Origin of the sequence: Paracoccus sp. SSJ, from assembly GCF_030234105.1 — a bacterium.
In the GTDB taxonomy this organism is placed as follows: domain Bacteria; phylum Pseudomonadota; class Alphaproteobacteria; order Rhodobacterales; family Rhodobacteraceae; genus Paracoccus; species Paracoccus denitrificans.
Map to the genome: position 1 here is coordinate 98,398 of NZ_JASSPE010000001.1, position 26,772 is coordinate 125,169.

Here is a 26,772-nt window from a genome sequence, read left to right on the forward strand (position 1 = left end):
AGGGGAAGCATCATGAAAGAGTTGACATTCGGCACGCTGATCGCTGTTTTCGAAGAAATTTTCGGGCGCGGCCTGTTCTGGATCATGGTCGCGCTCGCCGCCCTGGTCACGCTGGCCTATCTTTACGTGCTGATCCGCGACCGCGCGGTGTCGATGCGCAAATTCCTGTGGGCCCAGCTTTCCATGCCTTTCGGCGCGATCCTGGCCGTGATCTTCGTCCAGCGGATGACGCATTCGGGCCTGCGCGACATCGGCGGGCCGATCGACATGATCGTGCTTCTGGGCGTGGCCGTGCTGGGCGCCGTGGGCGGCGCCATCCTGGTCTATACCGTCCAGTCGCTGCTGCGGCCGCCGCGACCCCGGCAGAATCCCTGATCCGGGCCAAGGCACCTGCGCTGGCCCAGGCGGACGATGGGCTTTCTTCCTGGCGGATCACTTCTATCTGCGAGTGTAGCCTGACACCGGGGGCCACCAGCCCCCGGAAGTTTGCTGCTCGTCGCCGGGCCGGGCCTCAGGTGCGGAACACGCGATAGACCGCCGGGATCACCAGCACCGTCAGCAGCGTCGACGAGATCAGCCCGAAGAACAGCGAGATCGCCAGCCCCTGGAAGATCGGATCCGTCAGGATCACCGCCGCGCCGATCATCGCCGCCAGCGCGGTCAGCAGGATCGGCCGGAACCGCACGGCGCCGGCATCGATCAGCACCTCGGTCAGCGGACGGCCCGTGATGTCGTGGCGGATGAAATCCACCAACAGGATCGAATTGCGCACAATGATCCCCGCAAGCGCGATGAATCCGATCATCGAGGGTGCCGAGAAGGGTGCGCCGAACAGCCAATGCCCGCCCAGGATGCCGATGAAGGTCAAGGGTACAGGCGTCAGGATCACCAGCGGCAGCCGGAACGAGCCGAACTGGGCAACGACCAGGATATAGATGCCCAGAAGCGCCACCGCGAAGGCCCCGCCCATGTCGCGGAAGGTGACCCAGGTCACCTCCCATTCGCCGTCCCACAGCAATGTGCTGGCGCTGTCGTCCTCGGGTTGGCCGCGCAGCCGGATCTCGGGCTTGGGCAAGCCGGTCCAGTCCTGCGCCTCCAGCGCGTCGCGCACGGCGAGCATGCCGTAGAGCGGTGCCTCGAAATCGCCGGCGAGTTCGGCGGTCACCATCTCGGCCGGTCGGCCATTGTGGCGAAACAGGATATGCGAGGCGCGCTCATCCTCGATCCGCACCACGTCGCCCAGCTCGACCACGCCGCGATTGCCGGGCAGAAGATCGGCCGGGATCGGCGTGGTCAGGAAATCCTCGCCCGGAACGCGCCGTTCCCTGGGCCGCTCGACCCGGATCGGGATCGGCGCCCGCCCCTCGCCCCGGTGCGAATAACCGACCGTGGTCGAGCCGTTCAGGATGGCGATGCTGTCGAAGACATCCGATTCCGCCACGCCGTAGAAATCCAGGTCGTCGGGCGAAATCAGCGCCCGCAGCCGTGGCGCCGCCTCGCCCCAGGAATTGTCCACATCCACGATGAAGGGGACCGAGCGGAATGCCGCCTCGACCTTTTCGCCGACTGCGCGGCGGGTTTCGGGGTCGGGGCCATAGATCTCGGCCAGCAGCGTCGCCATGACCGGCGGGCCGGGCGGCGGCTCGACGACCTTCAGCACCGTGCCCGGGGGCACCGGCAGCGCCTGGAGGCGCGCGCGCAGGTCCAGGGCAATCTGGTGGCTCGAGCGGTCGCGGTCGTGCTTGGGGGTCAGGTTGACCGCCACCTCGCCCTGATGCGGCTGGGTGCGATAGAAGGAATGCCGCACCAAGCCGTTGAAGTTGAAGGGCGCCGCGGCGGCGGCATGGGTCTGGACCGAGATCACCTCGGGCAGCTCCATCGCCGCCCCGGCCACCACTTGCGCCACGGCATCCGTGGTCTCGACCGCGGCGCCTTCGGGCAGGTCGATGGTCACCGACAGCTCCGACTTGTTGTCGAAGGGCAAAAGCTTGACCGTCACGTCGCGGGTGTAGAACAGCGCCAGCGAGCCGAAGGTCAGCACGATCACCCCGCCGAGGAACAGCCAGCTGCGCCCCTTGCTGGCCAGCACCGGCCGGGCGATGGCGGCATAGGCGCGGCCCAGGCGACCGCCCTGCCCTTCGGCATCGTGATGCAGCGGCGCGCGGCCGGCAACCTTCAGCATCAGCCAGGGCGTGACCGTCACCGCGACGAAGAAGGAAAAGATCATCGCCACCGAGGCGTTCGAGGGGATCGGGCTCATGTAAGGCCCCATCATCCCCGACACGAACAGCATCGGCAGCAGCGCCACCACAACGGTCAGTGTGGCGACGATGGTCGGGTTGCCGACCTCGATCACCGCTTCGATGGCGCTTTCGCGCCGGTCACGGACGCCCATGCCCCAATGCCGGGCGATATTCTCGATCACCACGATGGCGTCGTCGACCAGGATGCCGATCGAGAAGATCAGCGCGAACAGGCTGACCCGGTTCAGCGTATAGCCCATGATCCACGAGGCAAACAGCGTCAGCAGGATCGTGACCGGGATCACCACCGCCACCACCAGCGCCTCGCGCCGGCCGATGGCGAGCCACACCAGCGCGATGATCGACAGCGTCGCAAGGCCCAGATGGTAAAGCAGTTCGTTGGCCTTTTCGTTGGCCGTTTCGCCATAGTCGCGGGTAATTTCCACCTGCATGTCGTCGGGGATCAGCGTGCCCTGCAGCGCCTCGGCACGATGCAGGATCGCCTCGGCCACGGTGACCGCATTGGCGCCGGCGCGCTTGGCCACGGCCAGGGTCACCGCCGGGCGGCGGCCGGAATCGTCGGTCACGGTGGCGACCAGCGCCTCGGCCGTGTCGGTGACGAAGCCCACATCGGCCACGTCGCGGACATAGACCGGGCGGCCGTCGCGGGCGGTCAGCACCAGGTTGCCGATCTCCTCGGGGCTGCGCAGGGTTTCGCCCGCCACCAGCATCACCTGCTGGCCGCCGTCGCGCAACAATCCCGCAGGCAAGGCGCGGTTGGCGCCCTGGACCTTGCCGGCAAGCTGCTGCAGCGTGATGCCGTAAAGCGCCAGCCGGCCGGGATCGGGGGAGATGCGAATCGCCTCGTCCGTCTCGCCGATCAGGTAGGTCAGGCCGACATCGTCGATCTTGGCCAGTTCGGTGCGCAATTCGCGGGCGATGCGGGTCAGTTCGGCCGCCGTCACCCGCTCGGCCGCATCAGGTCGGGCCGAAAGCGTCAGCGCCACGATGGCTACGTCGTCGATGCCGCGGCCCACCACCTGCGGCTCGGGGATGCCCAGGGGGATACGGTCCATGTTGGCGCGCAGCTTGTCATGCACGCGCAGCACCGCCGCATCGGCCGAGGTGCCGACCAGGAAGCGCGCGGTCACCAGAACGCCGTCGTCCTGGGTCTGGGAATAGATATGCTCGACCCCGTCGATGCCCTTGACGATGGTCTCAAGCGGCTCGGTCACCAGCTTGACCGCATCCTCGGCGCGCAGCCCGGGGGCCTGGACGCGGATATCGACCATGGGAACCGAGATCTGCGGCTCTTCCTCGCGCGGCAGGCTGATCAGGGCCAGCAGCCCGAAGGCCAGCGCCGCGATCAGGAAAAGCGGCGTCAGGGGCGAGGTGATGAAGCCGCGCGTCAGCCAGCCGGCTAGGCCGGGGCTGCGGGGGGTATCGCCGGGCAAGTTCATGGGACGATCACCCTTTCCCCCGGCGCAAGGCCGGTCAGGATCTCGACCATGTCGATGCCGTCCTGCGCAAGGATTCCGCCGGTCACCACCGCACGCCGCGCCCCGCCCGAGGCGCCGGCCACGCTGACGAAGTCCACTCCGGCGCGGGTGGTGATCGCCGTAGCCGGCACCAGCAGCGCCCGGCGCTGGCCTACCGGCAGGTCCACCGCCACGCGGGCGCCGACAAAGGCGTCAGGCAGCCGGTCGACCTCGACATCGGCCTGCACCCGGCCGCCCTGGATCAGCGGATAGACCTTGGCCAGCCGGCCCGTCGCAGCCCTGCCGCCGGCCCTGATCTGGATCTCGGCCCCCTCGGCCAGGTCGGCGGCATGGCGTTCCGGCACCGACAGGCGCAGGAAAAAGCCGCCGCCGCCCACGCTCGCCACCACCTCGCCCGGCATGACGACCGAGCCGCGCACCGCCGGCACGCTCAGCACCCGGCCCGAGACGGGGGCCAGAACGGCGCCCTCGGCCTGCTGCTGCTCGATGATGGCACGCTCGGCCTCGGTCGCGGCGATCTGGCTGCGGATGACATCGACCGCGGTCCGCAACTGTTCCAGCCGCTGCTGCGAGGCCGCGCCGCGCTGCACAAGCGACTGGCCGCGCGCGAAGTCGGATTCCGCCTCGGCCAGTTGCGCCCGCAACGCCTCGATCCGCGAGGCATAGGCGGCGATCTGGAAGGCGATCTTGTCGTCGCGGACCGTGGCAAGTGTCGCCCCCTCCTCGACCCGGTCGCCCTCGCCCACCAGCAGTTCCACGACCGTGCCGCCGATGCGCGTCCGTGCCGGGATGGTGTCCCGCGCCTCGACGGTGCCGTAGACGGCCTTCATCTCGGGGACCGTGCTCCAGTCAAGGCTCAGGGGCTCGGCCAGCGCCGGCCCGGCCGCGACAAGCGCGACAAGCAGCAGCAATCGCATGGATCGGCCTTTCAGAAGGCACAGCCGGGTTTGATGCCAAGCTTGCGCAGGACCATGGCCGCCGGGCAGAAGCCGGTGAAGGCGGATTGCAGCAGGTTCAGGCCGACAAAGACCGTCAGCCAGACGAACCAGGGCGAAACCCAGACGGTCAGCGCCACGGAAAGCAGGACCATGAACCCCGCAAAGGCAAGAACGGAACGGTCGAGTGTCATCGCAGAACTCCTGAATAGCTGTTTGCCGACAGTATATACATATATTCGTATAATCGTTTTGAAAGAGGAATTCTGTGCCGCTGCCAAAATTTCCGATGCATGCGGTCCTACATTCGGATGCGCTTCCAGCCGGTGATCATGGGGCGGATCAGGTTCTCGCGCTTCCACAGGCGATAGAACAGCACGACCGCGACATGCAGCAGAACCATCAGCAGGATCATGTTGCCAATAATGTCATGCAGGTTCAGTGCCATGCGAGATATTCTTGAACTGACCGCATCGGCCAGCGGCCCGGTATTGACGTAGTCCTGCGGATCGGCCACCAGCCCAGTCGCCACCTGCACCGCCAGCGCAAGCAGAAGCAGGATCACGAACAGACCGCCCAGGGGGTTGTGACCGGGCCAGTGGCTGGGGCTGCGCGCCGGCATCTGCCGCAGATAGGCAAGCACCGTCCGGGGACCATGAAGGCAGCTTCGGAACCGCGCCGGACGCGGCCCGATAAAGCCCCAGAGCAACCGAAAGGCCAGGAGCCCGATCACCGCATATCCGAACAGGAAATGCAAAGTCATGATATCGGGGCCGAACTTGCCCAGCCCCCAGGCGGCGGCAACGCAGGCGGCAAGCGCCCAGTGAAAGATCCGCAGCGGCAGATCCCATAGCCGGACCAGTTGCGTCTGGTCCGCGGCCGCTACGGCGGTATCGTCGCGCATCCTAGAAATCCTTGGCGCGATAGCTGTCGTGGCACGCCTTGCAGGTCGCCCCGACCTTGCCGACGGCGGGGGCAAGCGCCTCCTGCCCTTCTCCGGCGACCCCGTTCAGCGTGGCGACGGCCTCGCGGAAGGCCATGCCCTTGGCGCGGTAATCCTCGGCTTGCTCCCAGATCGCCGGCAGGGCGCGGGTCTTGCCCGCCAGTTCGGCATTCGAGGTTCCGGGCATCAGCAGGTCGTCATGCAGGTATTCCGACAGCACCTTCAGATCGGCGGCCAGCGCCTTGGCCCGTTCGGCATCATAGGGCGCCTTGCCCTGGGCCATGGCGGCCAGCCCGCCCATCTCCAGGTTGACCAGGCTGTAATAGCCGATGCGCGCCGCGGCGATGTCGCCGGGCTCGGCCGCCTGGGCCAGTGCGGGAAAGGTCAGGGCAAACGCCGTCAGGATCGTCTTGTGCATGGAAATCACCTTTGCTTGCAGAGTGTTGGGCTTGCGGGTGCGGATCAAGTTAAGCTCCGTAACATTCATAATTTCGAAGATTAATGTGGCAAACTGCCGCGATGCGGCGACAGGGCCAGTTCCTGCCAAGGGCCGGCGGGACGGTCCCTGGGGCCGCACCTTGACCGTATATTCGCAATAATGTAGCTAAAGGGGATGAGCGCCCACGTCAGCATAGACCCCGAAAGCATGCGCGCTGCCGCCGACGAGGCCAGCGAGTTCCTGAAATCGCTTGGCAACCGTCACCGGCTGCTGATCCTGTGCCAGTTGGTGCAGGGCGAAAAATCGGTGGGGCAGCTTGCAGAGTTCCTGGGCATCCGCGATTCGACCGTGTCGCAACACCTGGCGCTTTTGCGGCGCGACAGGATCATCGCCGGCCGGCGCGACGGGCAGACGATCTGGTATCGGATCGAAAGCCAGACGGCGCGGAAGGTGATGGAAGTGCTTTACAGCAGTTTCTGCGGCCGGGACGGCTGACGGCCCGGCAATCGCAATGCCGACGGCGCGGAAACGGCGGGCGTCACGCCCGGCCGGGAACCGCCGGCCGCCGGGACATCGCATGCAGCGCCCGGGCCCGGGCACCTGAGCGGCACCAGCCGAGTACCGGCCCCTCCGCCTCGGCCAGGGTCCGCCGAAAGGCCGTGGCTTGGCTGGTCGTGGGCCGGCCGGCCACCGGGATGTGCCGGGCGGTCAAGCCAAGGCGCGCGGCCTCGGCCGCGATGGTGGCGAAATCGGGCTGGCCCCGCTCCTCGCCATCGCAAAGGAAGCAGACCAGCACGCGGAATCCGGCCTCGGCAATGGCTGGCAGGTCCTCGGGGTGGATCTGCCCGGTGACCGAGAACCTGTCGTCGATCTTGCGCAACCGCGGCCGGCCGCGCCGCCGAAAAGGCCACATTCACGCCCCCTGCCGGTCGCCGGCGGAAAGGACGGAGCGGGCGGCGACCCAGCCCTGCACTGCCTTCGCCATGCCGATTCCGGCGATCATCGTTGCGGTAAAGACCAGCGGTTCGGGACGGATGAGGCCGATTGCGGGAATGGCCCCGCCGGGACAAAAGCCCGACAGCCCCCAGCCGATACCGAACAGTGCCGAGCCGCCGACCAGAGCCATGTCGATCTCGCGCCGCTGGGGCAGGTGAAAGCGCAGGTCGAAGACCGGTGCCGGGCGGCGTAGCACCAGCCGGTAGCCCAGGAAGGTCACCGCCAGCGCGCCACCCATCACCAAGGCCAGGGAAGGGTCCCAATCCCCCGCCACGTCGAAGAAATTCAGCACCTTGGCCGGGTTCGCCATGCCAGAGACGGCGATGCCGGCGCCAAAGACCAACCCGATCGGCAGGGCCATGAGCCGCGCCATCTCAGCCCCCTGCCAGCAGGTGGCGCGTGGCATAGACCGTCAGCCCGGTCGCCAGCATGAAGCTTAGCGTCGCCACGATCGAGCGCGCCGAAAGCCGTGCCATGCCGCAGACCCCGTGACCCGAGGTGCAACCGCCGCCATAGCTTACCCCGATCCCGACCAGCAGCCCGCTGAGCGCGGTCAAGCCCAGCGGCACCGGGCTTGCGAAATCGATCTTTATCCCAACCGGCCACATCAGCAGCAGCGGCGCCGCCACGGCGCCCGCCAGGAAGGCCAACCGCCAGCCCCGCCCTGCCCCCGGTGCGAAAGCCCCGGCCAGGATGCCGGTCATGCCGGCGATGCGGCCGTGGAATGCCATCAGCAGCACCGCCGACAGGCCGATCAACGCACCGCCCAGAAGCGATTGAACTGGCGTGAACTCGGTCATTCCCGGCCGCCCGTGCGGATGCCCAGCAGCGCCCAGATCGGGCAGAACCGCACCACGCCGGTCACCACCAGTACCAGCCCGACGATCACCGACACCCAGGTCCAAAGCGCCGAAAGCCCGGCCAGGAACGGCAATGCCACCAGCACGATGCCCAGGATCAGCCGCAGCGCGCGCTCGGCACTTCCGATGTTGATCTGCATTTCTTGTCCTTTCCGGTTTCAGTCCCAGGGCGCCTGCAACAGGTCCAGCGGGATCTTCAGATAGCGCCGCCCGTTCGATTCCGGCTCGGGCAGACGGCCGGCATTGGTGTTGACCTGCAAGGCATGCAGGATCAGCTTGGGCATGGGCAGGGTCCGGTCGCGTGCCTCGCGCGCTGCGACGAACTCGGCCTCGCTGCGGTATTGCGCCATGTGGATGTTGTGGGCCTTCTGCTCGGCCACCGTCGATTCCCAGCGCGGCTCGCGCCCGCCCTGGCAATAATCGTGGCCGGTGAAGACGCGCGTCTCGTTCGGCAAGGCCAGGATCGCCTGGATCGAGCGCCACAGCACATGCGCGTCGCCCCCGGGAAAATCGGCCCGCGCCGTGCCGCTGTCGGGCATGAACAGCGTGTCATGCACGAAGGCCGCGTCGCCGATGACATAGCTGATCGAGGCCAGCGTATGACCGGGCGAAAACATCACCCGGGCCGGGATATCGCCGACCCGGAAGGTCTCGCCCTCGGCGAAGAGCCGGTCCCATTGCGAACCGTCGGCGGGAAAATCCGGCCAGTTGTAGAATTCCTTCCACAGCTTCTGCACCTCGACCACCTTCTCGCCGATGGCGGTGGGGGCGCCGGTCTTGCGCTTGAGGTAGTCGGCGGCCGAGAAATGGTCGGCATGGGGATGGGTGTCCAGGATCCACTGCACAGCATAGCCGCGCCCGGCGACGAAGTTCAGGATGCGGTCGGCCTCGATGGTGGCGGTGGCGCCGGATTTCTCGTCATAGTCCAGCACCGGATCGATGATGGCGCATTTCTTCGTCGCCGGATCGGCCACGACATATTGCACCGAGCCGGTCCGCGCCTCGTAGAATCCTGTCACCTCGGGGGCATGGGTCATCGGATACTCCCTTTTCCTGTCGCCGTTTCCGCATGGGCCGGAGCCCAGTGCATATACGAGTATGCGAATATATGCAACGCGATGCGGGGAAAGGCAATGCGGATGCGCCATGTTGTCCCGCCGCTTTTATCCCACGGAGGCGAAAACCAGGGGGCCGGCCCTGCCGATCCCGAGACGGTGCATGCCCGCCGCCAAGGCTTGCCCGCAAGGAACTGGCAAGGACCGCGACCCGTGCTATGATCGAAAGACACGCCTAGCCAGTTTGGGAACCATGCCATGTGCGAAGTCTTCTCCCGCCAGGATCCGCGCCGCTATCAGCCGGTGACTCGCAAGCTGCGGCTGAACGGGCAAAGCACCTCGATCCGGCTGGAGCAGGCGTTCTGGGACATCCTGGACGACATCGCCGCAGGCGAGGGCATGGCGACGCCCGCCTTCCTGTCCACGCTGCAATCCGAGGTGCTGCAATTGCGGGGCGAGCCGGTGAACTTTACCTCGCTTCTGCGCTGCGCCTGCCTGGTGCAGCTGGAACGGCGCGGCAGCGGTGCGGGGGATTTCCGCCAGGCCGCGCAGCGGGTGGCGCAGGCCGCCTGACCCGGCTTTCCGCAAGAAATCCGGCGCGTGGTAGCATGATGCTACCCGCCGGGGCGGCGTCCTTCCGATACTGGAGCAAAAGATCGGAAAGGAACCCGCATGGCCAAGATGATTCATTCGATGATCCGCGTGATGGACGAGGCGCGCTCGCTGGCCTTCTACAAGGCGGCCTTTGGCCTGGAGCCCGTCGAGCGGCTGGATTTCGACAGTTTCACGCTGGTTTATCTGGCCAGTGCGGAAAGCAGCTTCGAGCTGGAGCTGACCATCAACAAGGGCCGCGAGGAACCCTATGACCTGGGCGACGGCTACGGCCATCTGGCCGTCTCGGTCGAGGATGTCGCGGCGGAACACCGGCGGCTGACCGAGCTGGGCCTTGCCCCGCGCAAACTGGTGGATTTCGCCCCCGGCGGCGAGGTGATCGCCCGCTTCTTCTTCATCAAGGATCCGGACGGCTACGAGATCGAGGTGCTGCAACGCGCAGGCCGTTACCTCTAGGCAGGCAGCCCGCCGGGAGGGGCGGGCCAACCAACTCAGGGAGGAGTAAATGACTGTCATCCACAAATCCCCCTCTGGCAGCGATGTCAGGGGGCTGACCCGACGCGGCCTTCTGGCGCGCGCCATCGCGGCGGGCGCGACCTTCGTGGTCGGCGGCGGTTTCGTCGCCGCCCGCGATGCGGCCTGGGCGGTCGAGACCGCCGCGCTGAAGCCCGAGACGATGGCGGTGCTGATCCAGATGGCCCGCGACATCTATCCGCATGACCGCATCGCCGACCGCTTCTATGCCATCGCCGTCAAGGCGCATGACACCCCCGAACAGGCGCAGGTGATCGAGGAAGGCGTGGCCGGCCTGAACCTGGTCGCGCAGGCGCAGGGCTTCGAGGGCTATCTGGCCGCGGGCTGGGAAAAGGATCGCGTCGCCATGCTGCGCATGATCGAGCACACGCCCTTTTTCCAGACCATCCGCGCCGGGCTGGTGACCGGGCTCTACAACCAGAAGGAGGTCTGGCCGGTCTTTGGCTATGAGGGCGAAAGCTTTTCGCAGGGCGGCTATATCGAGCGCGGCTTCAACGACATCGACTGGCTGTGAGGGAGGCGGAGATGGCTGACAATATGGCGAAATTCGGGCATGACGACGCCTCGGTCGTGGTCGTGGTCGGCACCGGCTCGGGCGGCGGCGTGCTGGCCAACGAACTGGCGCAAAGGGGCGTCAAGGTCGTGGCGCTGGAGGCCGGCGGGCGCTACCTGCCCGAGGATTACATCAACGACGAATGGGACAGCTTCGCGCAGCTGAGCTGGGGCGACATGCGCACCACCTCGGGCGACTGGCGGGTGGCGCGGGACTTTGCCAACCTGCCGGCCTGGATTGTCAAGGCGGTCGGCGGCACCTCGATCCACTGGGCCGGCGCATCGCTGCGCTTCCAGGAACACGAATTCAAGGCGCTGACGACCTATGGCTCGGTGGACGGCGCCAGCCTGCTGGACTGGCCGATCACGCTGGCCGACCTGGAGCCCTATTATGACCTGGCCGAGAAGAAGCTGGGCGTCACCCGCACCAACGAACTGCCCGGCCTGCCGGGAAACAACAACTACCTGGTGCTGGAAAAGGGCGCCAAGGCCGCTGGCTACAGCAAGGTCTCGACCGGGCGCATGGCGATCAACTCGGTCGATTACGACGACCGCATGGCCTGCCAGCAGACCGGCTTCTGCTTCCAGGGCTGCAAATGGGGCGCGAAATGGTCGGCGGCCTATACCGACATCCCGCGCGGCGAGGCGACCGGCAACCTCGAGGTTCGCGACCATAGCCACGCCACCCGGATCGAGCATGACGATGACGGCAAGGTCACCGGCGTGCGCTATATCGACCGGGACGGGACCGAGCAGTTCCAGCGCGCCCGCATCGTCGCCGTCGCCGGCAACTCGATCGAAAGCCCGCGCCTGCTGCTGGCCTCGGCTTCGGAGCGGTTTCCGGACGGGCTGGCGAACAGTTCGGGCCAGGTCGGGCGCAACTACATGCGCCACACCACCGGCTCGGTCTATGCGATCTTCGAACGCCCGGTGCGGATGTGGCGCGGCACCACCATGGCCGGCATCGTGCAGGACGAGGCGCATCACGACCCCGCCCGCGGCTTCGTCGGCGGCTATGAGCTGGAGACGCTGGCCCTGGGCATCCCCTTCATGGCGGCCTTCATGGACCCCGGCGGCTGGGGGCGCGAGTTCACCTCGGCGCTGGACAGCTATGAGAACATGGCCGGCATGTGGATCGTGGGTGAGGACCTGCCGCAAGAAACGAACCGCATCACGCTGAACCGCGGCGAAACCGACCGTTTCGGACTGCCGGTGCCGAACGTGCATTACGACGACCATCCCAACGACATCGCCATGCGCAACCATGCCTATGCCGCGGGCGAGCGGATCTATCGCGCGGCGGGTGCGACGCGGGTGCTGCCGACGCCGCCCTACCCCTCGACCCACAACCTGGGCACCAACCGCATGTCGGAAAACCCGCGCGACGGGGTGGTGAACAAATGGGGCCAGTCGCATGACATCCCGAACCTGTTCGTCTCGGACGGTTCGGTCTTCACCACCTCGGCGGCCGAAAACCCGACGCTGACCATCGTCGCGCTGGCGATCCGGCAGGCGGAGCATATCGCCGCCGAGATGGAGAAAGGCCCGCTTTGACCAAGGGACGGCCCGCCCGCTCGACCGGCGGGCTGTCTGCCTGTCCTTGGGCGCCGCAAGCGGGCCCAAGCGGGCCTGGCCCGCTTATGCGCGCTTCAGCTGCTTGGCGTAGGGCAGCTCGATATTGATCTCCAGGCTCGACAGATCGTCGCTGCGCTCCAGCTTGACGTCCACGGCGTCGCTGTCGATCTCCATGTGCCGGCGCACCACCTCCAGGATGTCGCGCTGCAACAGCGGCAGGAAATCCGGGTTGGACCCGCCGCTGGAACGTTCATGCGCCAGCAGGATCTGCAGGCGTTCCTTGGCGGTTTGCGCCGAACTGGGCTTTCGCTGGCGGAATGAAAAACCGAACATGTCAGGCCGTCCGTCCCAGAAGCCGCTGGAAGAAGCCGCGGCGCTGCTCGCCGGGGTTCACCCGCATCTCGATCTGCTCGCCGACCAGCCGGCCCACCGCATCCATATAGGCCTTGCCCGCCGGCGATTTCTCGTCCAGCGAAACCGGCGTGCCCTCGTTCGAAGCCTTCAGGACCGAGGTGCTTTCGGGGATGATGCCCAGCAGCGGGATGGCCAGGATCTCCAGCACGTCCTCGACGCTCATCATCTCGCCGTTGGCCGAGCGGTTCTGGTCAAAGCGGGTCAGCAGCAGCTGCGCCTTGACCGCGCTGCCGTCGCCCTTTTCCGCCAGCGCGGTCTTGCTGTTCAGCAGGCCCAGCACCCGGTCGCTGTCGCGGACCGAAGAGACCTCGGGGTTGGTCACCACCACCGCCTCGTCGGCGTAATACATCGCCAGATGCGCGCCGCGCTCGATGCCGGCGGGGCTGTCGCAGACGATATAGTCGAACTCCTCGCGCAGCTCGTCCAGCACCTTCTTGACGCCCTCGGTCGTCAGCGCGTCCTTGTCGCGGGTCTGCGAGGTCGGCAGGACATGCAGGTTCTCAAGCCGCCGGTCCTTGATCAGCGCTTGCTTCAGCTTCGCATCGCCCTGGATGACGTTGATGAAGTCGAAGACCACGCGCCGTTCGCAGCCCATGATCATGTCCAGGTTGCGCAGGCCCACGTCGAAGTCGATCACGACCGTCTTGTGGCCGCGCATGGCGAGCCCTGCGCCGATGGCGGCAGAGGAGGTTGTCTTGCCGACGCCGCCCTTGCCGGAGGTGACTACGATAACCTTGCTCACGAGCGTTTCCTTTCGATCATGGGTTATTTGAGGGACTCGATGCGCAGCACCTCGCCCTGAAGATGGACCTGGACATATTGCCGCGGCGTGTCGGCCCCCAGGTTCTCGCTGGTGCGATAGAGCCCGGCGATGGCCAGCAGTTCGGCATCGAGCGCGTGGCAGAAGATTCGCGCCGAAGTGTCGCCGTTGACGCCCGCCAGCGCCCGGCCGCGCAACCGGCCATAGATGTGGATGTTGCCGGCCGCGATCACTTCGGCCCCGGAACTGACCGAGCCGACGACGATCAGGTCGCCGCGGTCGGCAAAGACCGTCTGCCCCGAGCGCACCGGCTGGTTGATCATCATATTCGCCGGCTCTTTCGGTGCGGGGGGTGCGGCGGGCACGGGGCGGCTGCCCTGGCGCGAGACGCGTTCCAGCGCCGCGTCGCGCCCGCCGGGCAACGAGATCAGCCCGGCCTCGGCCGCCGCGCGCGCCTGCGCGGGCGTGCCGCTCTGGATGCCAAAGACCGACAGCTTGCGCCGGCGCAGCTCGGCGGTCAGGTGCATCAGCTCCTGCGCGCTGTCCAGCCCTGCGGCCTGTTCCAGGTCGATGACCAGCGGCGCATTGTCGAAGAACAGCGGCGTCTGGTTCAGCCGCGCCTCCAACGCCTCGAAAAAGGCGCGATCCGGCCGGCCGGTCAGATGCAGCGCAATGGCCGTGAAGGTGCGGCCGCGGATCTGTAAAGGCTTCACGGTCGCGACGGTCTGGGCCGCGCTCTTGCCGGATTGCATCTGTCTGCTCGGTTCCGCTCTGTTCTGTTCTTCGTATCGGGCGGGCTGGACCGCCCGCGCCTTGGGCCATCTTCCTAATACGTCCCGGCCCGAGCGTCCATCGGCATCTGCCGCCCCGCCCGCCTTCGGCGGAACCGTGCGCAGAAACCGCCGCCCCTTGGGCAGAAACCGCAGGCCGGGCGCGGGAACAATCCTCTGGCGCCAGGGGTTCGCCTGGGGATGATCGCAAGGGGGACGGCGATGTTCGCAGATCGCACGGATGCCGGACGCCGGCTTGGCGCCGCACTTTCCGGGCGCCGGGGCGGGTCCGTCCTGGTGCTGGCGCTGCCGCGCGGCGGCGTGCCGGTCGGGCTTGAGGTCGCAAGGGCCCTGGATGCGCCGCTGGATGTCCTGCTGGTCCGCAAGATCACGGCGCCCGCGCATCCCGAACTGGCCATCGGCGCCGTCGTGGACGGCAGCACGCCGCAACTGCTGCTCGACGACCAGCTCGTCGCCGCGACAGGCGCGACGGCCGAACATATCGCCGCCGAAAAGGCCCGGCAACTGCGCGAGATCGAGCGCAGGCGGCAGGCCTATCGCGGCACCCGCCCGGCGCCCGAGATCCGGGGCCGCACCGTGATCGTGGTCGATGACGGCATCGCCACCGGCGCGACCATGCGCATCGCGCTCAGGGCGCTGGCGCGGTCGGGCGCGGCCCGGGTGATCGTCGCCGTCCCCGTCGCCCCGCCCGATGTGCTGGAGCTGATCCGCGCCGAGGCCGACGAAGTGGTCTGCCTGCGCACGCCCGAGCCCTTTCATGCGGTGGGCTTTCACTATGACGACTTCGACCAGACCAGCGACGAAGAGGTGGTTCGCGCGCTGGCCGAGGCCGGTCGCGGCCGGGATTGACGGCTGCCCTGCCCCGCCGCCGCCTCGATCCCGCATCCATGGCCCGCCTCGGGATTGCACATTCCCGTCGCGTCGCGCTAAATCCCTGCTGGAAATGGGGAAGGGATCCAGCATGAAACACGTCCTTGCCGCGGCGCTCGTCTGCGCCGCCTTCGCCGCGCCCTCGTTCGCGCAGGAAATCAAGATCGGCTACGCGCTGGCCGAGGACAGCCATTACGGCGCCGGCGCCAAGGCCTTCGAGGCCTCGCTCAAGGAAAGCCTGGGCGACCAGTTCAGCTTCCGTCACTTCCCCTCTTCGGGGCTGGGCGGCGAGCGCGAGGTGCTGGAGGGGCTGCAACTCGGCACCGTCGAGATGACCATCGCCTCGGACGGGACGCTGACCAATTTCGTGCCCGAGGTGGGCGTGCTGGGCATTCCCTTCCTGCTGCGCGACAAGGACCATGCCCGCAAGGTGCTGGATGGCGAAATCGGGCAGGAAATGCTGGCGAAATTCGACCCCGCCGGTCTGCATGCGCTGGCCTGGGGCGAGCAGGGCTTCCGCCATATCACCTCGAACCGCGGCGCGGTCGAGGCACCGGCCGACCTGAACGGACTCAAGATTCGCACCATGGAAAACCCGGTGCATATCGAGGCGTTCCGCGCCCTTGGCGCCGCCCCCACCCCGATGGCCTGGCCCGAGGTGATCGGCGCGCTGGAGCAAGGCGCCATCGACGGGCAGGAAAACCCGCTTTCGGTGATCGTCTCGGCCAAGCTGAACGAGGTGCAGAAATACCTGACGCTGGACGGGCACGTCTATTCCTCGACCATCATCCTGGTCTCGCCCGCCCTGTGGAACGGGCTGGACGATGCGCAGAAGGCGGCCTTCGGAAAGGCGGCCGGGGACGCGGTGACGGCCATGCGCGCCTATGTCGACGATGTCGATGCGTCGGGCATCGCCTCGATGCAAGAGGCCGGGATGCAGGTGAACGAGCTTTCGCCCGAGCAGAAGGCCGCCTTCCGCGAGGCGCTGGCCGGGCCTTACCAGCAATATGAGGCCCAGTTCGGCAAGGAGCTGATGGACCGCATCCAGGCGGTCGAGTAAGCCGCGATGCGCCGGATCGAACGCGCCTTCGTCACGCTGAACGGTGCCGTCCTGGTTCTGGGGCTGGCCGCGATGTCGATCATCCTGGGCTGGAATGTTGCCGGCCGCTACCTGACCGGCAATTCGCTGACCTGGGCCGACGAGGTCGCGCGTTACTCGATGATCTGGCTGACCTTCCTGGGCTGCGGTCTGGCGCTGCGCCATGGTGCGCACGCCGCCATCACCAATGCCCAGGATGCGCTGCCCACGCGGGGACAGCTTGTCCTGCGAGGGCTGATCCTGCTGGTATTGTTCGGCTTTTTCGGCTTCATGGTCTGGGTCGGCATCGACTACATGAACCGCATGTCGATCCAGCGTTCCGCGGCGTTGCAGGTGCCGATGAGATGGATCTACGCCGCGATGCCCGCCGGTTTCGCGCTGATGATCGTCCATCTGGCGCTGATCGCGCCGCAATACCTGCGCGCCGGCTTGCAGCATTCCGACGAGGCCCCCCTTGGTTGAGATCCTGATCGCCGCCTTCCTGATCCTGATGATCATGGGGGTGCCCATCGCCTTCGCCCTGGCGATGGCGGCCTTTGCGGCGGTGGGCCTTTCGGGCCGCTATCCGCTGGTCGTGGTGGTGAAGGAGATGTTCACCGGCCTCGACAGCTTTCCGCTGCTGGCCGTGCCCTTCTTCATCCTCGCGGCCGAGATCATGTCCACCGGGGCGATCTCGCGCATGCTCCTGCGCTTTGCCTCGCAATTCGTGGGGCATCTGCGCGGGGGCCTGGGCTACGCCAACATCCTGACCGGCACGCTGTTTGCCGGGATTTCCGGCTCGGCGCTGGCCTCGGCGGCGGGGCCGGGTGCGATGATGGCGCGGATGATGGAGCGCAGCGGCTATTCCAAGGCCTATGCCGGGGCGCTGACCATCTCGGTCGCGGTGATCGACCCGATCATCCCGCCCTCGATCACCATGATCATCTATGCGCTGCAGGACCGCAACACCTCGGTCGGCTCGCTGTTCATGGCCGGCATCCTGCCCGGCCTGCTGATCGCGGGGCTGCTGGCCATGGTGAACTGGTGGATCAGCCGCAAGCGCGGCTATCGCAGCGCCGAGCCTCGCCCGCCGGCGGGGCAGATGGTCCGCAACAGCTTTGCCGCCCTGCCCGCGCTGCTTCTGATCGTGCTGATCGTCGGCGGCATCCGCGGCGGCGTCTTCACCCCCACCGAAGCCTCGGTCGTGGCGGTGTTCTATGCCATCGTGACCAGCGCCTTCGTCTATCGCGGCTTTACGCTGGCGGACCTGTGGGGGGCGTTCCTGCGCTCGGCCATCATGTCGGTGGCGGTGCTGATGATCCTGGCCGCCGCCCGCGCCTTTGCCTGGGTGCTGATCATCGAGGGCGTGCCGCAGGCCATGGCCGATGCGGTGATCGCCATGGACCTGTCGCCCATCGCCTTCCTGCTGATGGTGAACCTGCTCTTGCTGGTCTTCGGCATGTTCATGGACCCGCTTCCGGGGGTGATGATCCTGGTGCCGATCCTGGCGCCCATCGCCCACAGCCTCGGCATCGCGGCGGATCATTTCGCCATCGTCGTGATCGTGAACCTGACCTTCGGGCTGATGACGCCGCCGGTCGGCGGGCTGATCTTCGTCGTGGCCTCGGCGACCAGGCAGAAGCCCTCGGCGCTGATTCGCGAGTTGCCGCCGTTCTTCCTGGCGGCTCTGGCCTCGCTGCTGATCCTGACCTTCGTGCCTGCCCTGTCCACATGGCTGCCGCGGATCAGCGGCTTCGCGCGCTAGCGCCCCTGCCAGGCCGGTCCCCCTGCCGCCCGTCGGCGATGCGCGGACCGGCTTGACTTGCCATACGTTATATATGACCATGCATAACGTATAAAACAGGCGGGAAGTCCGATGCGCAGGAATCACGCGATGTCGAAATCCGACTCACCGGGTGCCGCCGGGCTTGTCGCGCCGCTGCTGGTCATCGGCCTGGCCTTGGCCGGGGCGCTTTACAGCCTTTAGGGCAAGTTGCCGGGCGCCGCTGCGCGTCCCGCCCATCTTGCTGAAAAGGCATGAATTTTCAGGGGCGGTATGGCCCCCGTTTTTGACTGGGCAAAACCCACCCGGCCGGCGAGATGTCGCGCCGGACAAATTTTCGTGGGAACCTTCTTTGATTCTTCACAGTTCTGTGGAAGATTGAACTGAGGCGTTTTGACGCACGGGTTGCCCAGAAATGATCGATTCCGCAAAAGAAACCGATCGTCCCAAGCACCAGAAGCGGGATGAAATCATCGCCTTCCTGATCCTTGCGGTGGTGATCTGGCCGATCCTGTCGGTCGCGATCGTCGGCGGCTACGGATTCATCGTCTGGATGTCTCAGATCATCTTCGGACCCCCCGGACCCATGCATTAGAGAGCGGCCATGCGCGAGCCAGACAGGACCCCCATCCAGCGACGCGACATTCTGACCGGAAAGCTGAAACAGGACAGCGGCGCGGAATCGCGATTCCTCCACATCTCCAGCGCCATCGTCACGGCCCGGCCGGATCGAGCGGCCGAGCTGGCCCGCCATTTCGCCACCCTGCCCGGGACCGAGGTCCATGCCGTCCAGGGCGCCAAGATCGTCCTGGTGCTGGAGGGCGCCTCGGTGGGCGAGATCGGCGGCCGCATGGCCGAGATCTCGGTCATGGAGGGCGTGTTCTCGGCCAACCTGGTCTTTGAACAGATCCTTCCCGCCGATGAGAAGGAGGCGCTGGCATGACCATCTCGCGGCGCGATCTGCTCAAGGCGCAGGCGGCGGGAATCGCTGCGATGGCCGCCAATATCCCGCTTTCCGCAGATGCCCAGCCGGTCCCCGGCGGCGTCGAATCCCTGCAGATCACCTGGTCCAAGGCGCCCTGCCGCTTTTGCGGCACCGGCTGCGGCGTCATGGTGGGCGTCAAGGAGGGCCGGGTCGTCGCCACCCATGGCGACCTGCTGGCTGAGGTGAACCGGGGCCTGAACTGCGTCAAGGGCTATTTCCTGTCCAAGATCATGTATGGCCAGGACCGCCTGACCCAGCCCCTGCTGCGCAAGAAGGACGGGGTCTATGCCAAGGACGGCGAGTTCACCCCGGTCAGCTGGGAGGAAGCCTTCGATACCATGGCCGCGCAGGCCAAGCGGGTGCTGAAGGACAAGGGGCCCACCGCCGTCGGCATGTTCGGCTCGGGCCAGTGGACCATCTTCGAGGGCTATGCGGCGACCAAGCTGATGCGGGCGGGGTTCCGGTCGAACAACCTGGACCCCAACGCGCGCCATTGCATGGCCTCGGCCGCCTATGCCTTCATGCGGACCTTCGGCATGGACGAGCCGATGGGCTGCTACGACGATTTCGAGGCCGCGGACGCCTTCGTGCTCTGGGGCTCGAACATGGCCGAGATGCATCCGATCCTGTGGACGCGGGTCGCCGACCGGCGGCTGGGCCACCCCCATGTCAAGGTGGCGGTGCTGTCCACCTTTACCCATCGCAGCTCGGACCTGGCCGATATTCCCATCGTCTTCAAGCCCGGCACCGACCTGGCGATCCTGAACTATATAGCCAACCACATCATCCAGACCGACCGGGTGAACCGCGATTTCGTGGATCGCCATACCACCTTCGTCGCGGGCGCGACCGGCATCGGCTACGGGCTGCGCGACGACGACCCGCGCGAGGTGGCGGCGCGCACGGCCGAGGATCCGGCGGCGACCACGCCCTCGACATTCGAGGAATTCGCCGAACTGGTCAGCGAATACACACTGGAGAAGGTCTCGGAACTCAGCGGGGTCGAGCCGGGCTTCCTGGAGCAGTTGGCCGAGCTTTACGCCGATCCCGACCGCAAGGTCATGTCCTTGTGGACCATGGGCTTCAACCAGCATGCGCGCGGCGTCTGGGCCAACCAGATGGTCTATAACATCCACCTGCTGACCGGAAAGATCTCCGAGCCGGGCAACAGCCCGTTCTCGCTGACCGGCCAGCCCTCGGCCTGCGGCACGGCGCGCGAGGTGGGCACCTTCGCCCATCGCCTGCCGGCCGACATGACCGTGACCAATCCCGAGCATCGCAAGCATGCCGAGGAGATCTGGCGCATCCCCCATGGCGTGATTCCGGAAAAGCCGGGGCTGCATGCGGTGGCGCAGGACCGGGCGCTGCATGACGGCACGCTGAACTTCTACTGGATCCAGGTGAACAACAACCTGCAAGCCTCGCCCAACAACAGCGGCGAGGCATGGCCGGGCTATCGCAACCCGGAAAACTTCATCGTCGTCTCGGACGCCTATCCCACGGTCACCGCCATGGCTGCCGACCTGATCCTGCCCGCCGCCATGTGGGTCGAGAAGGAAGGCGCCTATGGCAATGCCGAGCGGCGCACCCATGTCTGGCACCAGCTGGTCGATGCGCCGGGCGAGGCGCGCTCGGACCTGTGGCAGATGATGGAGTTCTCCAAGCACTTCACCACCGACGAGGTCTGGCCCGAAGAGATCCTGGCCGCCAATCCCAACTATCGCGGCCAGAGCCTGTTCGACGTGCTGTTCCGCAACGGCAGCGTGGACCGCTTCGACATCTCGGAACTGAGTCCCGACTACGCCAACCAGGAGGCGAACGATTTCGGCTTCTACGTCCAGAAGGGCCTGTTCGAGGAATATGCCGCCTTCGGGCGCGGCCACGGCCACGACCTTGCCCCCTATGACACCTATCACGAGGTCCGCGGCTTGCGCTGGCCCGTGGTGGACGGCAAGGAAACGCTCTGGCGCTATCGCGAGGGGCTGGACCCCTATGTCGAGCCGGGCGCCGGCGTGCAGTTCTATGGCAACCCCGACGGCAAGGCGCGCATCATCGCCGTGCCCTATGAGCCGCCGGCCGAACCGCCGGACGAGGAATACAACATCTGGCTGGTGACGGGCCGGGTGCTGGAGCATTGGCACTCCGGCTCGATGACCATGCGCGTGCCCGAGCTTTACCGGGCCTTCCCCGGCGCCCGCTGCTTCATGAACCCCGAGGACGCCCGCGACATGGGTTTCAACCAGGGGGCCGAGGTGCGCATCGTCTCGCGCCGGGGCGAGATCCGCTCGCGCATCGACACGCGCGGCAGGAACCGGATGCCGCGCGGCGTGATCTTCGTGCCGTGGTTCGATGCCAGCCAACTGATCAACAAGGTGACGCTGGACGCCACGGATCCCATTTCCAAACAGACGGATTTCAAGAAATGCGCGGTCAAGATCCTTTCCGTCTGATCCGGCCCGCCGCCATGGCCGGGCTGGTGCTGTTCGCCCTTGTCGGCGCCGCCCTGCCGCAAGCCGAGCCGGCGGTGCAGATCGTGCCGCCTCTGACCGGCTGGACCGAACCCATGTCCGAGGGGCAGATCCCGCCGCTCGGGCGGCCGATCACCGACGACGTGCGCCGGATGCGCAACTATCCCGAACAGCCGCCGGTGATCCCGCATTCCATCGACGGCTACCAGCTGACCGTGAACACCAACCGCTGCATGGATTGCCACAAGCCGCAGTTCACCGAGGGCTCGGGCGCGCCGATGATCAGCGTCACGCATTTCCAGGACCGCGACGGGCAGATCCTGACCGACGTGACGCCGCGGCGCTATTTCTGCACTGCCTGCCATGTCCAGCAAGCCGACGTGAAGCCGCTGGTGCCGAACGAATTCCGCGACGGCTATCGCCACGCCGGGGGCCCGTGACATGGGCTGGATCAAGGCGAGCATCCGCTGGGTCTGGGGCCGGTTCACCTGGTTCTGGCGCGTCATCAGCCGGCCCAGCAGCTTTCTCAGCATCGGTTTCCTGACGCTGGGCGGCTTCATCTGCGGGGTGATCTTCTGGGGCGGGTTCAACACCGCGCTGGAGGTCACCAATACCGAGAAATTCTGCACCAGCTGCCACGAGATGCGCGACAACGTCTATCAGGAGCTGATGCCGACGGTGCATTTCTCGAACCGCTCGGGGGTCAGGGCCAGCTGTCCCGACTGCCATGTCCCGCATCAATGGACCGACAAGATCGCGCGCAAGATGCAGGCCTCGAAAGAGGTCTGGGGCAAGATCTTCGGCACCATCAGCACGCGCGAGAAGTTCCTGGAAAAGCGGCTGGAACTGGCCAAGCATGAATGGGCGCGGCTCAAGGCCAACGATTCGCTGGAATGCCGCAACTGCCATGCGGCGGTGGCGATGGACTTCACCAAGCAGACCCGCCGCGCGGCCGAGATCCACGAGCGTTACCTGATCCCCGGCGAAAAGACCTGCATCGATTGCCACAAGGGCATCGCGCATCAGTTGCCCGACATGACCGGGATCGAGCCCGGCTGGCTGGAGCCGCCCACGCTGCGCGATGACAGCCAGGCCTGGCTGGGCGGCGGAGACGAGGCTGTCCACCGCTATCTCGCGACCATTGAGGCCAGATAGGCCGCCGGCCCGCGGGCAATACGGCGCCTTGCGCGGCACCGCAGCGATGGGCCGGGCGCATGCCCTCGACTCGGCGTGCCGCCACGGCTAGACTGGGGCCATGACCACGCGCCTTCCCCTTTGCAGGAGCCGGTTCGTCGCCGGTATGCTGCTGACGCGCTCTCTGCCCCGGGCAGAGGCGTCCTTGCGCTGACCTCGCGCCCGGGGTTCCCCTCTCCAGCCAACCCATCGCCCGACCGGCCGCAATGCGGCCATGGCGGGGCACGACACGACTGAAGGAGCCGACATGGCCAGAACACCGCGACCGCCGGTCACCATCGCCAGCGACACGCTCGACCGGCTCGAACGCCTTGCCGAAGCGGCGATGGCGCGCAATCCCGAGCTTGCCGACCGGCTGCTGGCCGAACTGGCCCGCGCCCGCGTCCTGCCGCCCGCGCGCATGCCCGCGGATGTGGCCGGCATCGGCAGTGCCGTCACCTTTCGCGACGAGACCACGGGACGCGAGCAGACCGTCGTGCTGGTCTGGCCCGAGGATGCCGACATCGCCGCCGCCCGCGCCTCGGTGCTGACGCCGATCGGGGTGGCGCTGATCGGCCTCAGGGCAGGGGCGCGCTTTACCTGGGACACCCGGGCGGGCGAAACGCGCGAACTGACCGTGCTGTCGGTCGGTCGCGCCGATCCGGTGACCCCGGCGGCATAGGGGTGCTTGCGATGGGCAAGGATCGGCTCTGCCGGGAATGCGGCCCCGCGCCGCGGATCGGACTGCCGCATCCTTCGGCGATCTTTCCGCTGCTGATCGGTTTCAGGGCCAACAATGTGCCGGGGTTGTCCGCGCGCTGAACGCCGGGCAACCCAAGGCCATTTCCGAAACCGTCACGCAATCACCGGGAGGCCCATGGCCTGCCCGATGTCGGGGATCGATCATGCCCATCTGGAATACCCTGGCCCGCGCCGATACCGCGGCGGGCGACGAAATCCTGCTGCGCCAGCGCGGCGCCCTTTACGAGATCCGCTTCAACGGCCTGGAGCTGATGTCGAACCTCAACCACCAGTCCGAGACCGTGCTGGCCGAGCGCAGCCTGCGCCTGCATGGCCGCACCGACGCCCGCGTGCTGATCGGCGGGCTGGGCATGGGCTTTACCCTGCGCGCCGCGCTGGAATTGCTGGGGCCTGCCGCGCAAGTCACGGTCTGCGAGCTGATCCCCCAGATCGCCAGCTGGAACCGCGACCGCATCGGCCATCTGGCCGGCCACCCGCTGCGCGATCCGCGCGTCACCCTGCGGATCGCGGATGTGATGGAGGTGCTGCTGGAACACCGCGCCGCCTTCGACGTGATCCTGATGGATACCGACAACGGCCCGGATTTCACCGTGCGCCAGGCGAACGGCCGGCTTTACGGCGAAGGCGGCCTTGCGGTGCTGCGCAAGGCGCTGCGGCCCGACGGCATCGCCGCCTTCTGGTCCGCCACCGCCTCGGACCCGTTCGAGCGCGTGCTGGACGCCCAGCCCTGGCATTGGCGGCGCGACGACATCCAGTTGATCGGCGGGCGGGTCGATGCCTTCCACCACATCTACCTTGCCTCGGCCGAGGCTGGGCGGATCGGCCTGCGGGCCTCGCCGGACGCCCTGCCCGCGCTGGCGCTGTCCTGACCATCGCCGCAGGGCATCCGTTCCGCCGTCAGCCGGATGCCCTGCTCGCGCAATGCGGCATCGATCAGGCTCAGCACCTCGTTGCGGCAGGCCAGTTCGCGGTCATGCTGCGGCACCCAGTATTTCACCCGATAGGCGATGCCGGCGGGACCGTAATCCGTCACCTGCACCTCGGGCGGCTTGCCAACCGAGATCGTCCGCGCGGCGCCGGCGGCCTCGGCGATCAGCCGGCCCGCCTCTGCCACCGGCAGGTCGGCGGGCAGGGTCAGTTCGGCATGGTCGCGGTATTCCTGCCGCGGTGCGCTGAAATTGGTGATCCGCCGCGCCGAGATCTGGCTGTTGGGCAGGATGACATAGGTGCTGTCGCGGGTGACGAGGCGCGTGGTGCGCCAGCCGATCTCCTGCACCCTTCCCTCGGCCAGGGTCTCGATACGCACCCAGTCGCCGATGCGAAACGGCGCCTCGATCCCCATCGCCAGCCCCGAGAACACGTCGGCGACCGCATTGCGGATGGCAAAGCCCAGGACCGCCAGCACCAGCCCCGAGCCGGTGAGGATGCCCGACAGATCCTGGCGAAAGAACAGCGACAGGCTGGCCAGCGCGGCAACGGCAAACAGCACGAAGCGCAGCAGGTCCAGCAGGACCTTGGGCACCGCCCGCCGGCCCTTTCGGCGCCGCAGAAGCCGGCGGGCGGCAAGGCCATGGGCCAGATGGGCACCGGCAAAGCAGGCCACCGAAAAGCCGGCATCGCGCAACGGCCCTGCCCAAAGCTGCAAGGCGGACAGGTCGGGATAACGCCGTGCCAGCGGTTCAGCCAGCGTGGCGACGGCCAGCGCCATGCCGATGATCGCCGCCAGCCGCCACAGCGTGCCCGTGGCCGGGATTTCATCTCTCGCCATCGTCGCCCCCTTTGGCGCCCTTGCGCCGGGGAAGACGGCGGGGCTCTGGCGTCGAGAACGGCAGCGGGAACGGAGAACGGCAGATCGGACATCGCCGGGCCGCAGCCCGGGGGACGTCTTCACCGCAATGCGGGCAAACCGCCGGCAGGAAGGCGCGCAGCATGACGGAACCTCTTGGGAAAACGGGCTGGATTCATCTTAACCCCGGCCTGCCGTCCGCGCGGGGCGCGTCAACGGGACCGGGGCAAGCCATGCGCCTGTTCAAGGCGCAGCGTGAATCTGTCCAAGCCGAAGCTTTCCAAGACGAAACCCTTTGCGCAAGATCCGAGGGGGGTCGTGATCCGAGGGGACCGTGGCCCATTCGCAAAGATGGTCATTATTTATTTTATTTCAATAGGCTCTCAGCAAAAGATCGAACCGTTCGACCCAAAGCTATTGCGGCAGCGCCCCACGCCGCGTCAGGCGGATCAGTTTGCCGGGGTCGTCGTCGATCAGCACCAGCACGGCGCCGTCGGGGGCGATCTCGACATCGCGGACCCGGCCGATATCGGGGGCAAGCCGCTGCTCGCCGGTGACGCGGTCGCCCTCGATCCGCAGCCGCACCAAGGCCCCGGCCTGCAATCCGCCGATCAGCGCATCGCCACGCCACTCGGGAAACATCGCGCCCTCATAGAACGCCATGCCGCTGGGGGCGATGACCGGGTCCCAGTAATAGACCGGCTGCTCCATCCCCTCGTGCCGGGTCTGGCCCTGCCCTGCGCGAGTGCCGTCGTAGTTCAGCCCATAGCTGATGACCGGCCAGCCGTAATTGCGCCCCGGCTCCAGCAGGTTCAGTTCATCCCCGCCCATCGGACCGTGCTCGACGGTCCAGAGCCGGCCCTGCCCGTCCAGCGCCGCGGCCTGGATGTTGCGGTGGCCATAGGTCCATATCTCGGGCTGTGCATCGCCCCCGGCCAGGGGGTTGCCTAGCGCCGCCTCGCCGGTCGCCGGGTCCAGTCGCAACACCTTGCCCAGATGGTTGGTCAGGTCCTGCGCCACCGGCGTCTCGGGCGGGATCGCGCGCTCGCCGGTGGTGACGTAAAGATAGCCGTCCGACCCCAAGACCAGCCGCGATCCGAAATGCAGCGGCGATTCCACGCCGGGCTGCTGGTGAAAGATCACCCGCATCTCCTCCAGCGCGGTTTCGTCCTGCGACAGTCGGCCGGTGCCGACCGCCGTGCCGTTTTCCCCATTGCCGCGCGGCTCGGAAAAGCTGAACCAGACCTGCCGGGTCTCGGCAAAGTCGGGGGCGACGGCCACGTCCAGCAACCCGCCCTGATCGCGGGCATCGACCTCGGGGAGGCCCTTGATCGGCGGGGACAGCCGGCCATCGCTATATAGCCGCAACTGGCCGGGACGTTCGGAGATCAGCAGCCCGCCATCGGGCAGAAGCGCCATGCCCCAGGGATGGCGCAGATCCTCGGTCAGTACGGTGCGGATCAGACGCATCGCCTGCGGCATGACCGGCGCGCGGGTCTGGCCGGCAAAGGCGGGGCTCTGGTCGATGGCATTGGGCGGATCGGCATTGAAATCGGCCAGCGCGGCCGACGGCATGGCCAGGACCAGCGCGGCAAGGATGGCGAAGGGGCCTCGGTGCAGAATCATGCGTTCCTCATCTGGATTTTCCGTCTCAAACCC

At 67.0% G+C, this 26,772-nt stretch carries 32 protein-coding genes; 17 read left to right on the plus strand and 15 right to left on the minus strand.

Annotated features, from left to right (window positions below; genetic code table 11):
* The first annotated feature begins 12 nt into the window (after positions 1 to 12).
* The gene (locus tag QPR87_RS00465) at positions 13 to 375 is read left to right on the plus strand and encodes a DUF5368 domain-containing protein (protein WP_285047623.1); all 363 of its coding nucleotides are present in this window, start codon (positions 13 to 15) and stop codon (positions 373 to 375) included.
* A 136-nt stretch (positions 376 to 511) separates the two neighbouring features.
* On the opposite strand, the gene QPR87_RS00470 is transcribed toward QPR87_RS00465, so the two are convergent.
* The 5 genes from QPR87_RS00470 to QPR87_RS00490 all read right to left on the minus strand — a co-directional run bounded on the left by QPR87_RS00470 (position 512) and on the right by QPR87_RS00490 (position 6,038).
* Positions 512 to 3,703, minus strand: a complete 3,192-nt coding sequence (locus tag QPR87_RS00470) for an efflux RND transporter permease subunit (protein ID WP_285047624.1) — start codon at positions 3,701 to 3,703, stop codon at positions 512 to 514.
* The gene (locus QPR87_RS00475) at positions 3,700 to 4,659 is read right to left on the minus strand and encodes an efflux RND transporter periplasmic adaptor subunit (protein ID WP_285047625.1); all 960 of its coding nucleotides are present in this window, start codon (positions 4,657 to 4,659) and stop codon (positions 3,700 to 3,702) included. The genes QPR87_RS00470 and QPR87_RS00475 overlap by 4 nt, the downstream gene beginning before the upstream one ends.
* An 11-nt stretch (positions 4,660 to 4,670) precedes the next feature.
* Positions 4,671 to 4,871, minus strand: coding sequence for a YgaP family membrane protein (locus tag QPR87_RS00480; RefSeq protein WP_011750918.1), 201 nt, complete (start codon positions 4,869 to 4,871; stop codon positions 4,671 to 4,673).
* 107 nt (positions 4,872 to 4,978) lie between these two features.
* Entirely contained in the window at positions 4,979 to 5,581 is a 603-nt protein-coding gene (locus tag QPR87_RS00485) for a cytochrome b/b6 domain-containing protein (RefSeq protein WP_285047626.1), read from the minus strand.
* A gap of 1 nt (position 5,582) precedes the next feature.
* On the minus strand, positions 5,583 to 6,038 hold the full coding sequence (locus tag QPR87_RS00490) for a c-type cytochrome (protein ID WP_011750920.1): 456 nt from the start codon (positions 6,036 to 6,038) through the stop codon (positions 5,583 to 5,585).
* 195 nt (positions 6,039 to 6,233) lie between these two features.
* Between QPR87_RS00490 and QPR87_RS00495 the strand changes: the two genes are divergently transcribed.
* Positions 6,234 to 6,554 (plus strand): ArsR/SmtB family transcription factor, encoded by a 321-nt coding sequence (locus QPR87_RS00495; RefSeq protein WP_104493087.1) that lies wholly within the window; start codon positions 6,234 to 6,236, stop codon positions 6,552 to 6,554.
* A 43-nt stretch (positions 6,555 to 6,597) separates the two neighbouring features.
* Here the strand turns inward: QPR87_RS00495 and QPR87_RS00500 are convergent, their stop codons facing one another.
* The 5 genes from QPR87_RS00500 to QPR87_RS00520 are packed head-to-tail and all read right to left on the minus strand — an operon-like array spanning position 6,598 to position 8,952.
* The gene (locus tag QPR87_RS00500) at positions 6,598 to 6,972 is read right to left on the minus strand and encodes a protein tyrosine phosphatase family protein (RefSeq protein ID WP_285047628.1); all 375 of its coding nucleotides are present in this window, start codon (positions 6,970 to 6,972) and stop codon (positions 6,598 to 6,600) included.
* The gene (locus tag QPR87_RS00505) at positions 6,973 to 7,428 is read right to left on the minus strand and encodes a DUF6691 family protein (RefSeq protein ID WP_285047630.1); all 456 of its coding nucleotides are present in this window, start codon (positions 7,426 to 7,428) and stop codon (positions 6,973 to 6,975) included.
* Between the two features lies 1 nt (position 7,429).
* A complete protein-coding gene (locus QPR87_RS00510; protein WP_011750924.1) occupies positions 7,430 to 7,855 on the minus strand; it encodes a YeeE/YedE family protein in 426 nt (141 codons plus the stop codon).
* Positions 7,852 to 8,055, minus strand: coding sequence for a YgaP family membrane protein (locus tag QPR87_RS00515; protein WP_011750925.1), 204 nt, complete (start codon positions 8,053 to 8,055; stop codon positions 7,852 to 7,854). The genes QPR87_RS00510 and QPR87_RS00515 overlap by 4 nt, the downstream gene beginning before the upstream one ends.
* A gap of 18 nt (positions 8,056 to 8,073) precedes the next feature.
* Positions 8,074 to 8,952 carry an MBL fold metallo-hydrolase gene (locus QPR87_RS00520; RefSeq protein ID WP_285047632.1) on the minus strand — a complete coding sequence of 293 codons (879 nt, stop codon included), beginning with the start codon at positions 8,950 to 8,952 and terminating at the stop codon, positions 8,074 to 8,076.
* Positions 8,953 to 9,228: 276 nt separating this feature from the next.
* Here QPR87_RS00520 and QPR87_RS00525 point away from each other — a divergent pair, with 276 nt between their 5' ends.
* The 4 genes from QPR87_RS00525 to QPR87_RS00540 all read left to right on the plus strand — a co-directional run bounded on the left by QPR87_RS00525 (position 9,229) and on the right by QPR87_RS00540 (position 12,222).
* Positions 9,229 to 9,543 carry a ribbon-helix-helix domain-containing protein gene (locus tag QPR87_RS00525; protein ID WP_011750927.1) on the plus strand — a complete coding sequence of 105 codons (315 nt, stop codon included), beginning with the start codon at positions 9,229 to 9,231 and terminating at the stop codon, positions 9,541 to 9,543.
* Positions 9,544 to 9,642: 99 nt separating this feature from the next.
* Positions 9,643 to 10,038, plus strand: a complete 396-nt coding sequence (locus tag QPR87_RS00530) for a VOC family protein (protein ID WP_285047635.1) — start codon at positions 9,643 to 9,645, stop codon at positions 10,036 to 10,038.
* 49 nt (positions 10,039 to 10,087) lie between these two features.
* Positions 10,088 to 10,630: a hypothetical protein gene (locus QPR87_RS00535; protein WP_011750929.1), complete on the plus strand. Its 543-nt coding sequence runs from the start codon at positions 10,088 to 10,090 to the stop codon at positions 10,628 to 10,630.
* An 11-nt stretch (positions 10,631 to 10,641) separates the two neighbouring features.
* Positions 10,642 to 12,222: a GMC family oxidoreductase gene (locus QPR87_RS00540; protein ID WP_285047639.1), complete on the plus strand. Its 1,581-nt coding sequence runs from the start codon at positions 10,642 to 10,644 to the stop codon at positions 12,220 to 12,222.
* A gap of 84 nt (positions 12,223 to 12,306) precedes the next feature.
* Here QPR87_RS00540 and minE read toward each other — a convergent pair whose 3' ends face one another.
* From minE to minC, 3 genes are read right to left on the minus strand one after another with little or no spacing between them, the layout of a single operon-like run.
* Entirely contained in the window at positions 12,307 to 12,576 is a 270-nt protein-coding gene (minE, locus tag QPR87_RS00545) for a cell division topological specificity factor MinE (RefSeq protein WP_011750931.1), read from the minus strand.
* Between the two features lies 1 nt (position 12,577).
* On the minus strand, positions 12,578 to 13,399 hold the full coding sequence (gene minD, locus QPR87_RS00550; RefSeq protein ID WP_041530713.1) for a septum site-determining protein MinD: 822 nt from the start codon (positions 13,397 to 13,399) through the stop codon (positions 12,578 to 12,580).
* Positions 13,400 to 13,422: 23 nt separating this feature from the next.
* On the minus strand, positions 13,423 to 14,169 hold the full coding sequence (gene minC, locus QPR87_RS00555; protein ID WP_285047643.1) for a septum site-determining protein MinC: 747 nt from the start codon (positions 14,167 to 14,169) through the stop codon (positions 13,423 to 13,425).
* A 240-nt stretch (positions 14,170 to 14,409) separates the two neighbouring features.
* On the opposite strand from minC, the gene QPR87_RS00560 reads away from it, so the two are divergent.
* The 11 genes from QPR87_RS00560 to QPR87_RS00610 all read left to right on the plus strand — a co-directional run bounded on the left by QPR87_RS00560 (position 14,410) and on the right by QPR87_RS00610 (position 24,196).
* Positions 14,410 to 15,057 (plus strand): phosphoribosyltransferase, encoded by a 648-nt coding sequence (locus QPR87_RS00560; protein ID WP_217633905.1) that lies wholly within the window; start codon positions 14,410 to 14,412, stop codon positions 15,055 to 15,057.
* A 112-nt stretch (positions 15,058 to 15,169) separates the two neighbouring features.
* Positions 15,170 to 16,138 carry a TRAP transporter substrate-binding protein gene (locus QPR87_RS00565; protein WP_285047645.1) on the plus strand — a complete coding sequence of 323 codons (969 nt, stop codon included), beginning with the start codon at positions 15,170 to 15,172 and terminating at the stop codon, positions 16,136 to 16,138.
* Positions 16,139 to 16,144: 6 nt separating this feature from the next.
* Complete coding sequence (locus QPR87_RS00570) at positions 16,145 to 16,639, plus strand: TRAP transporter small permease (RefSeq protein ID WP_285047646.1); 495 nt, start codon at positions 16,145 to 16,147, stop codon at positions 16,637 to 16,639.
* A complete protein-coding gene (locus QPR87_RS00575; RefSeq protein WP_011750937.1) occupies positions 16,632 to 17,921 on the plus strand; it encodes a TRAP transporter large permease in 1,290 nt (429 codons plus the stop codon). Before QPR87_RS00570 ends, QPR87_RS00575 begins: the two co-directional genes overlap by 8 nt.
* 433 nt (positions 17,922 to 18,354) lie before the next feature.
* Complete coding sequence (napE, locus tag QPR87_RS00580) at positions 18,355 to 18,534, plus strand: periplasmic nitrate reductase, NapE protein (RefSeq protein WP_011750939.1); 180 nt, start codon at positions 18,355 to 18,357, stop codon at positions 18,532 to 18,534.
* Between the two features lie 9 nt (positions 18,535 to 18,543).
* Positions 18,544 to 18,882, plus strand: a complete 339-nt coding sequence (locus tag QPR87_RS00585) for a chaperone NapD (RefSeq protein ID WP_011750940.1) — start codon at positions 18,544 to 18,546, stop codon at positions 18,880 to 18,882.
* Entirely contained in the window at positions 18,879 to 21,374 is a 2,496-nt protein-coding gene (napA, locus tag QPR87_RS00590) for a periplasmic nitrate reductase subunit alpha (protein ID WP_285047650.1), read from the plus strand. Before QPR87_RS00585 ends, napA begins: the two co-directional genes overlap by 4 nt.
* Positions 21,347 to 21,832, plus strand: a complete 486-nt coding sequence (locus QPR87_RS00595) for a nitrate reductase cytochrome c-type subunit (protein ID WP_011750942.1) — start codon at positions 21,347 to 21,349, stop codon at positions 21,830 to 21,832. The genes napA and QPR87_RS00595 overlap by 28 nt, the downstream gene beginning before the upstream one ends.
* Position 21,833: 1 nt before the next feature.
* Entirely contained in the window at positions 21,834 to 22,547 is a 714-nt protein-coding gene (locus QPR87_RS00600; RefSeq protein ID WP_011750943.1) for a cytochrome c3 family protein, read from the plus strand.
* 286 nt (positions 22,548 to 22,833) lie between these two features.
* On the plus strand, positions 22,834 to 23,247 hold the full coding sequence (rnk, locus tag QPR87_RS00605; protein ID WP_011750944.1) for a nucleoside diphosphate kinase regulator: 414 nt from the start codon (positions 22,834 to 22,836) through the stop codon (positions 23,245 to 23,247).
* 223 nt (positions 23,248 to 23,470) lie between these two features.
* Complete coding sequence (locus QPR87_RS00610; protein WP_285047652.1) at positions 23,471 to 24,196, plus strand: spermidine synthase; 726 nt, start codon at positions 23,471 to 23,473, stop codon at positions 24,194 to 24,196.
* Here QPR87_RS00610 and QPR87_RS00615 read toward each other — a convergent pair.
* Both QPR87_RS00615 and QPR87_RS00620 read right to left on the minus strand, forming a co-directional pair.
* Complete coding sequence (locus tag QPR87_RS00615; protein WP_285047653.1) at positions 24,118 to 25,095, minus strand: mechanosensitive ion channel family protein; 978 nt, start codon at positions 25,093 to 25,095, stop codon at positions 24,118 to 24,120. The genes QPR87_RS00610 and QPR87_RS00615 overlap by 79 nt on opposite strands.
* 432 nt (positions 25,096 to 25,527) lie before the next feature.
* Positions 25,528 to 26,739 carry a PQQ-dependent sugar dehydrogenase gene (locus QPR87_RS00620; protein ID WP_285047654.1) on the minus strand — a complete coding sequence of 404 codons (1,212 nt, stop codon included), beginning with the start codon at positions 26,737 to 26,739 and terminating at the stop codon, positions 25,528 to 25,530.
* Positions 26,740 to 26,772: the final 33 nt, after the last annotated feature.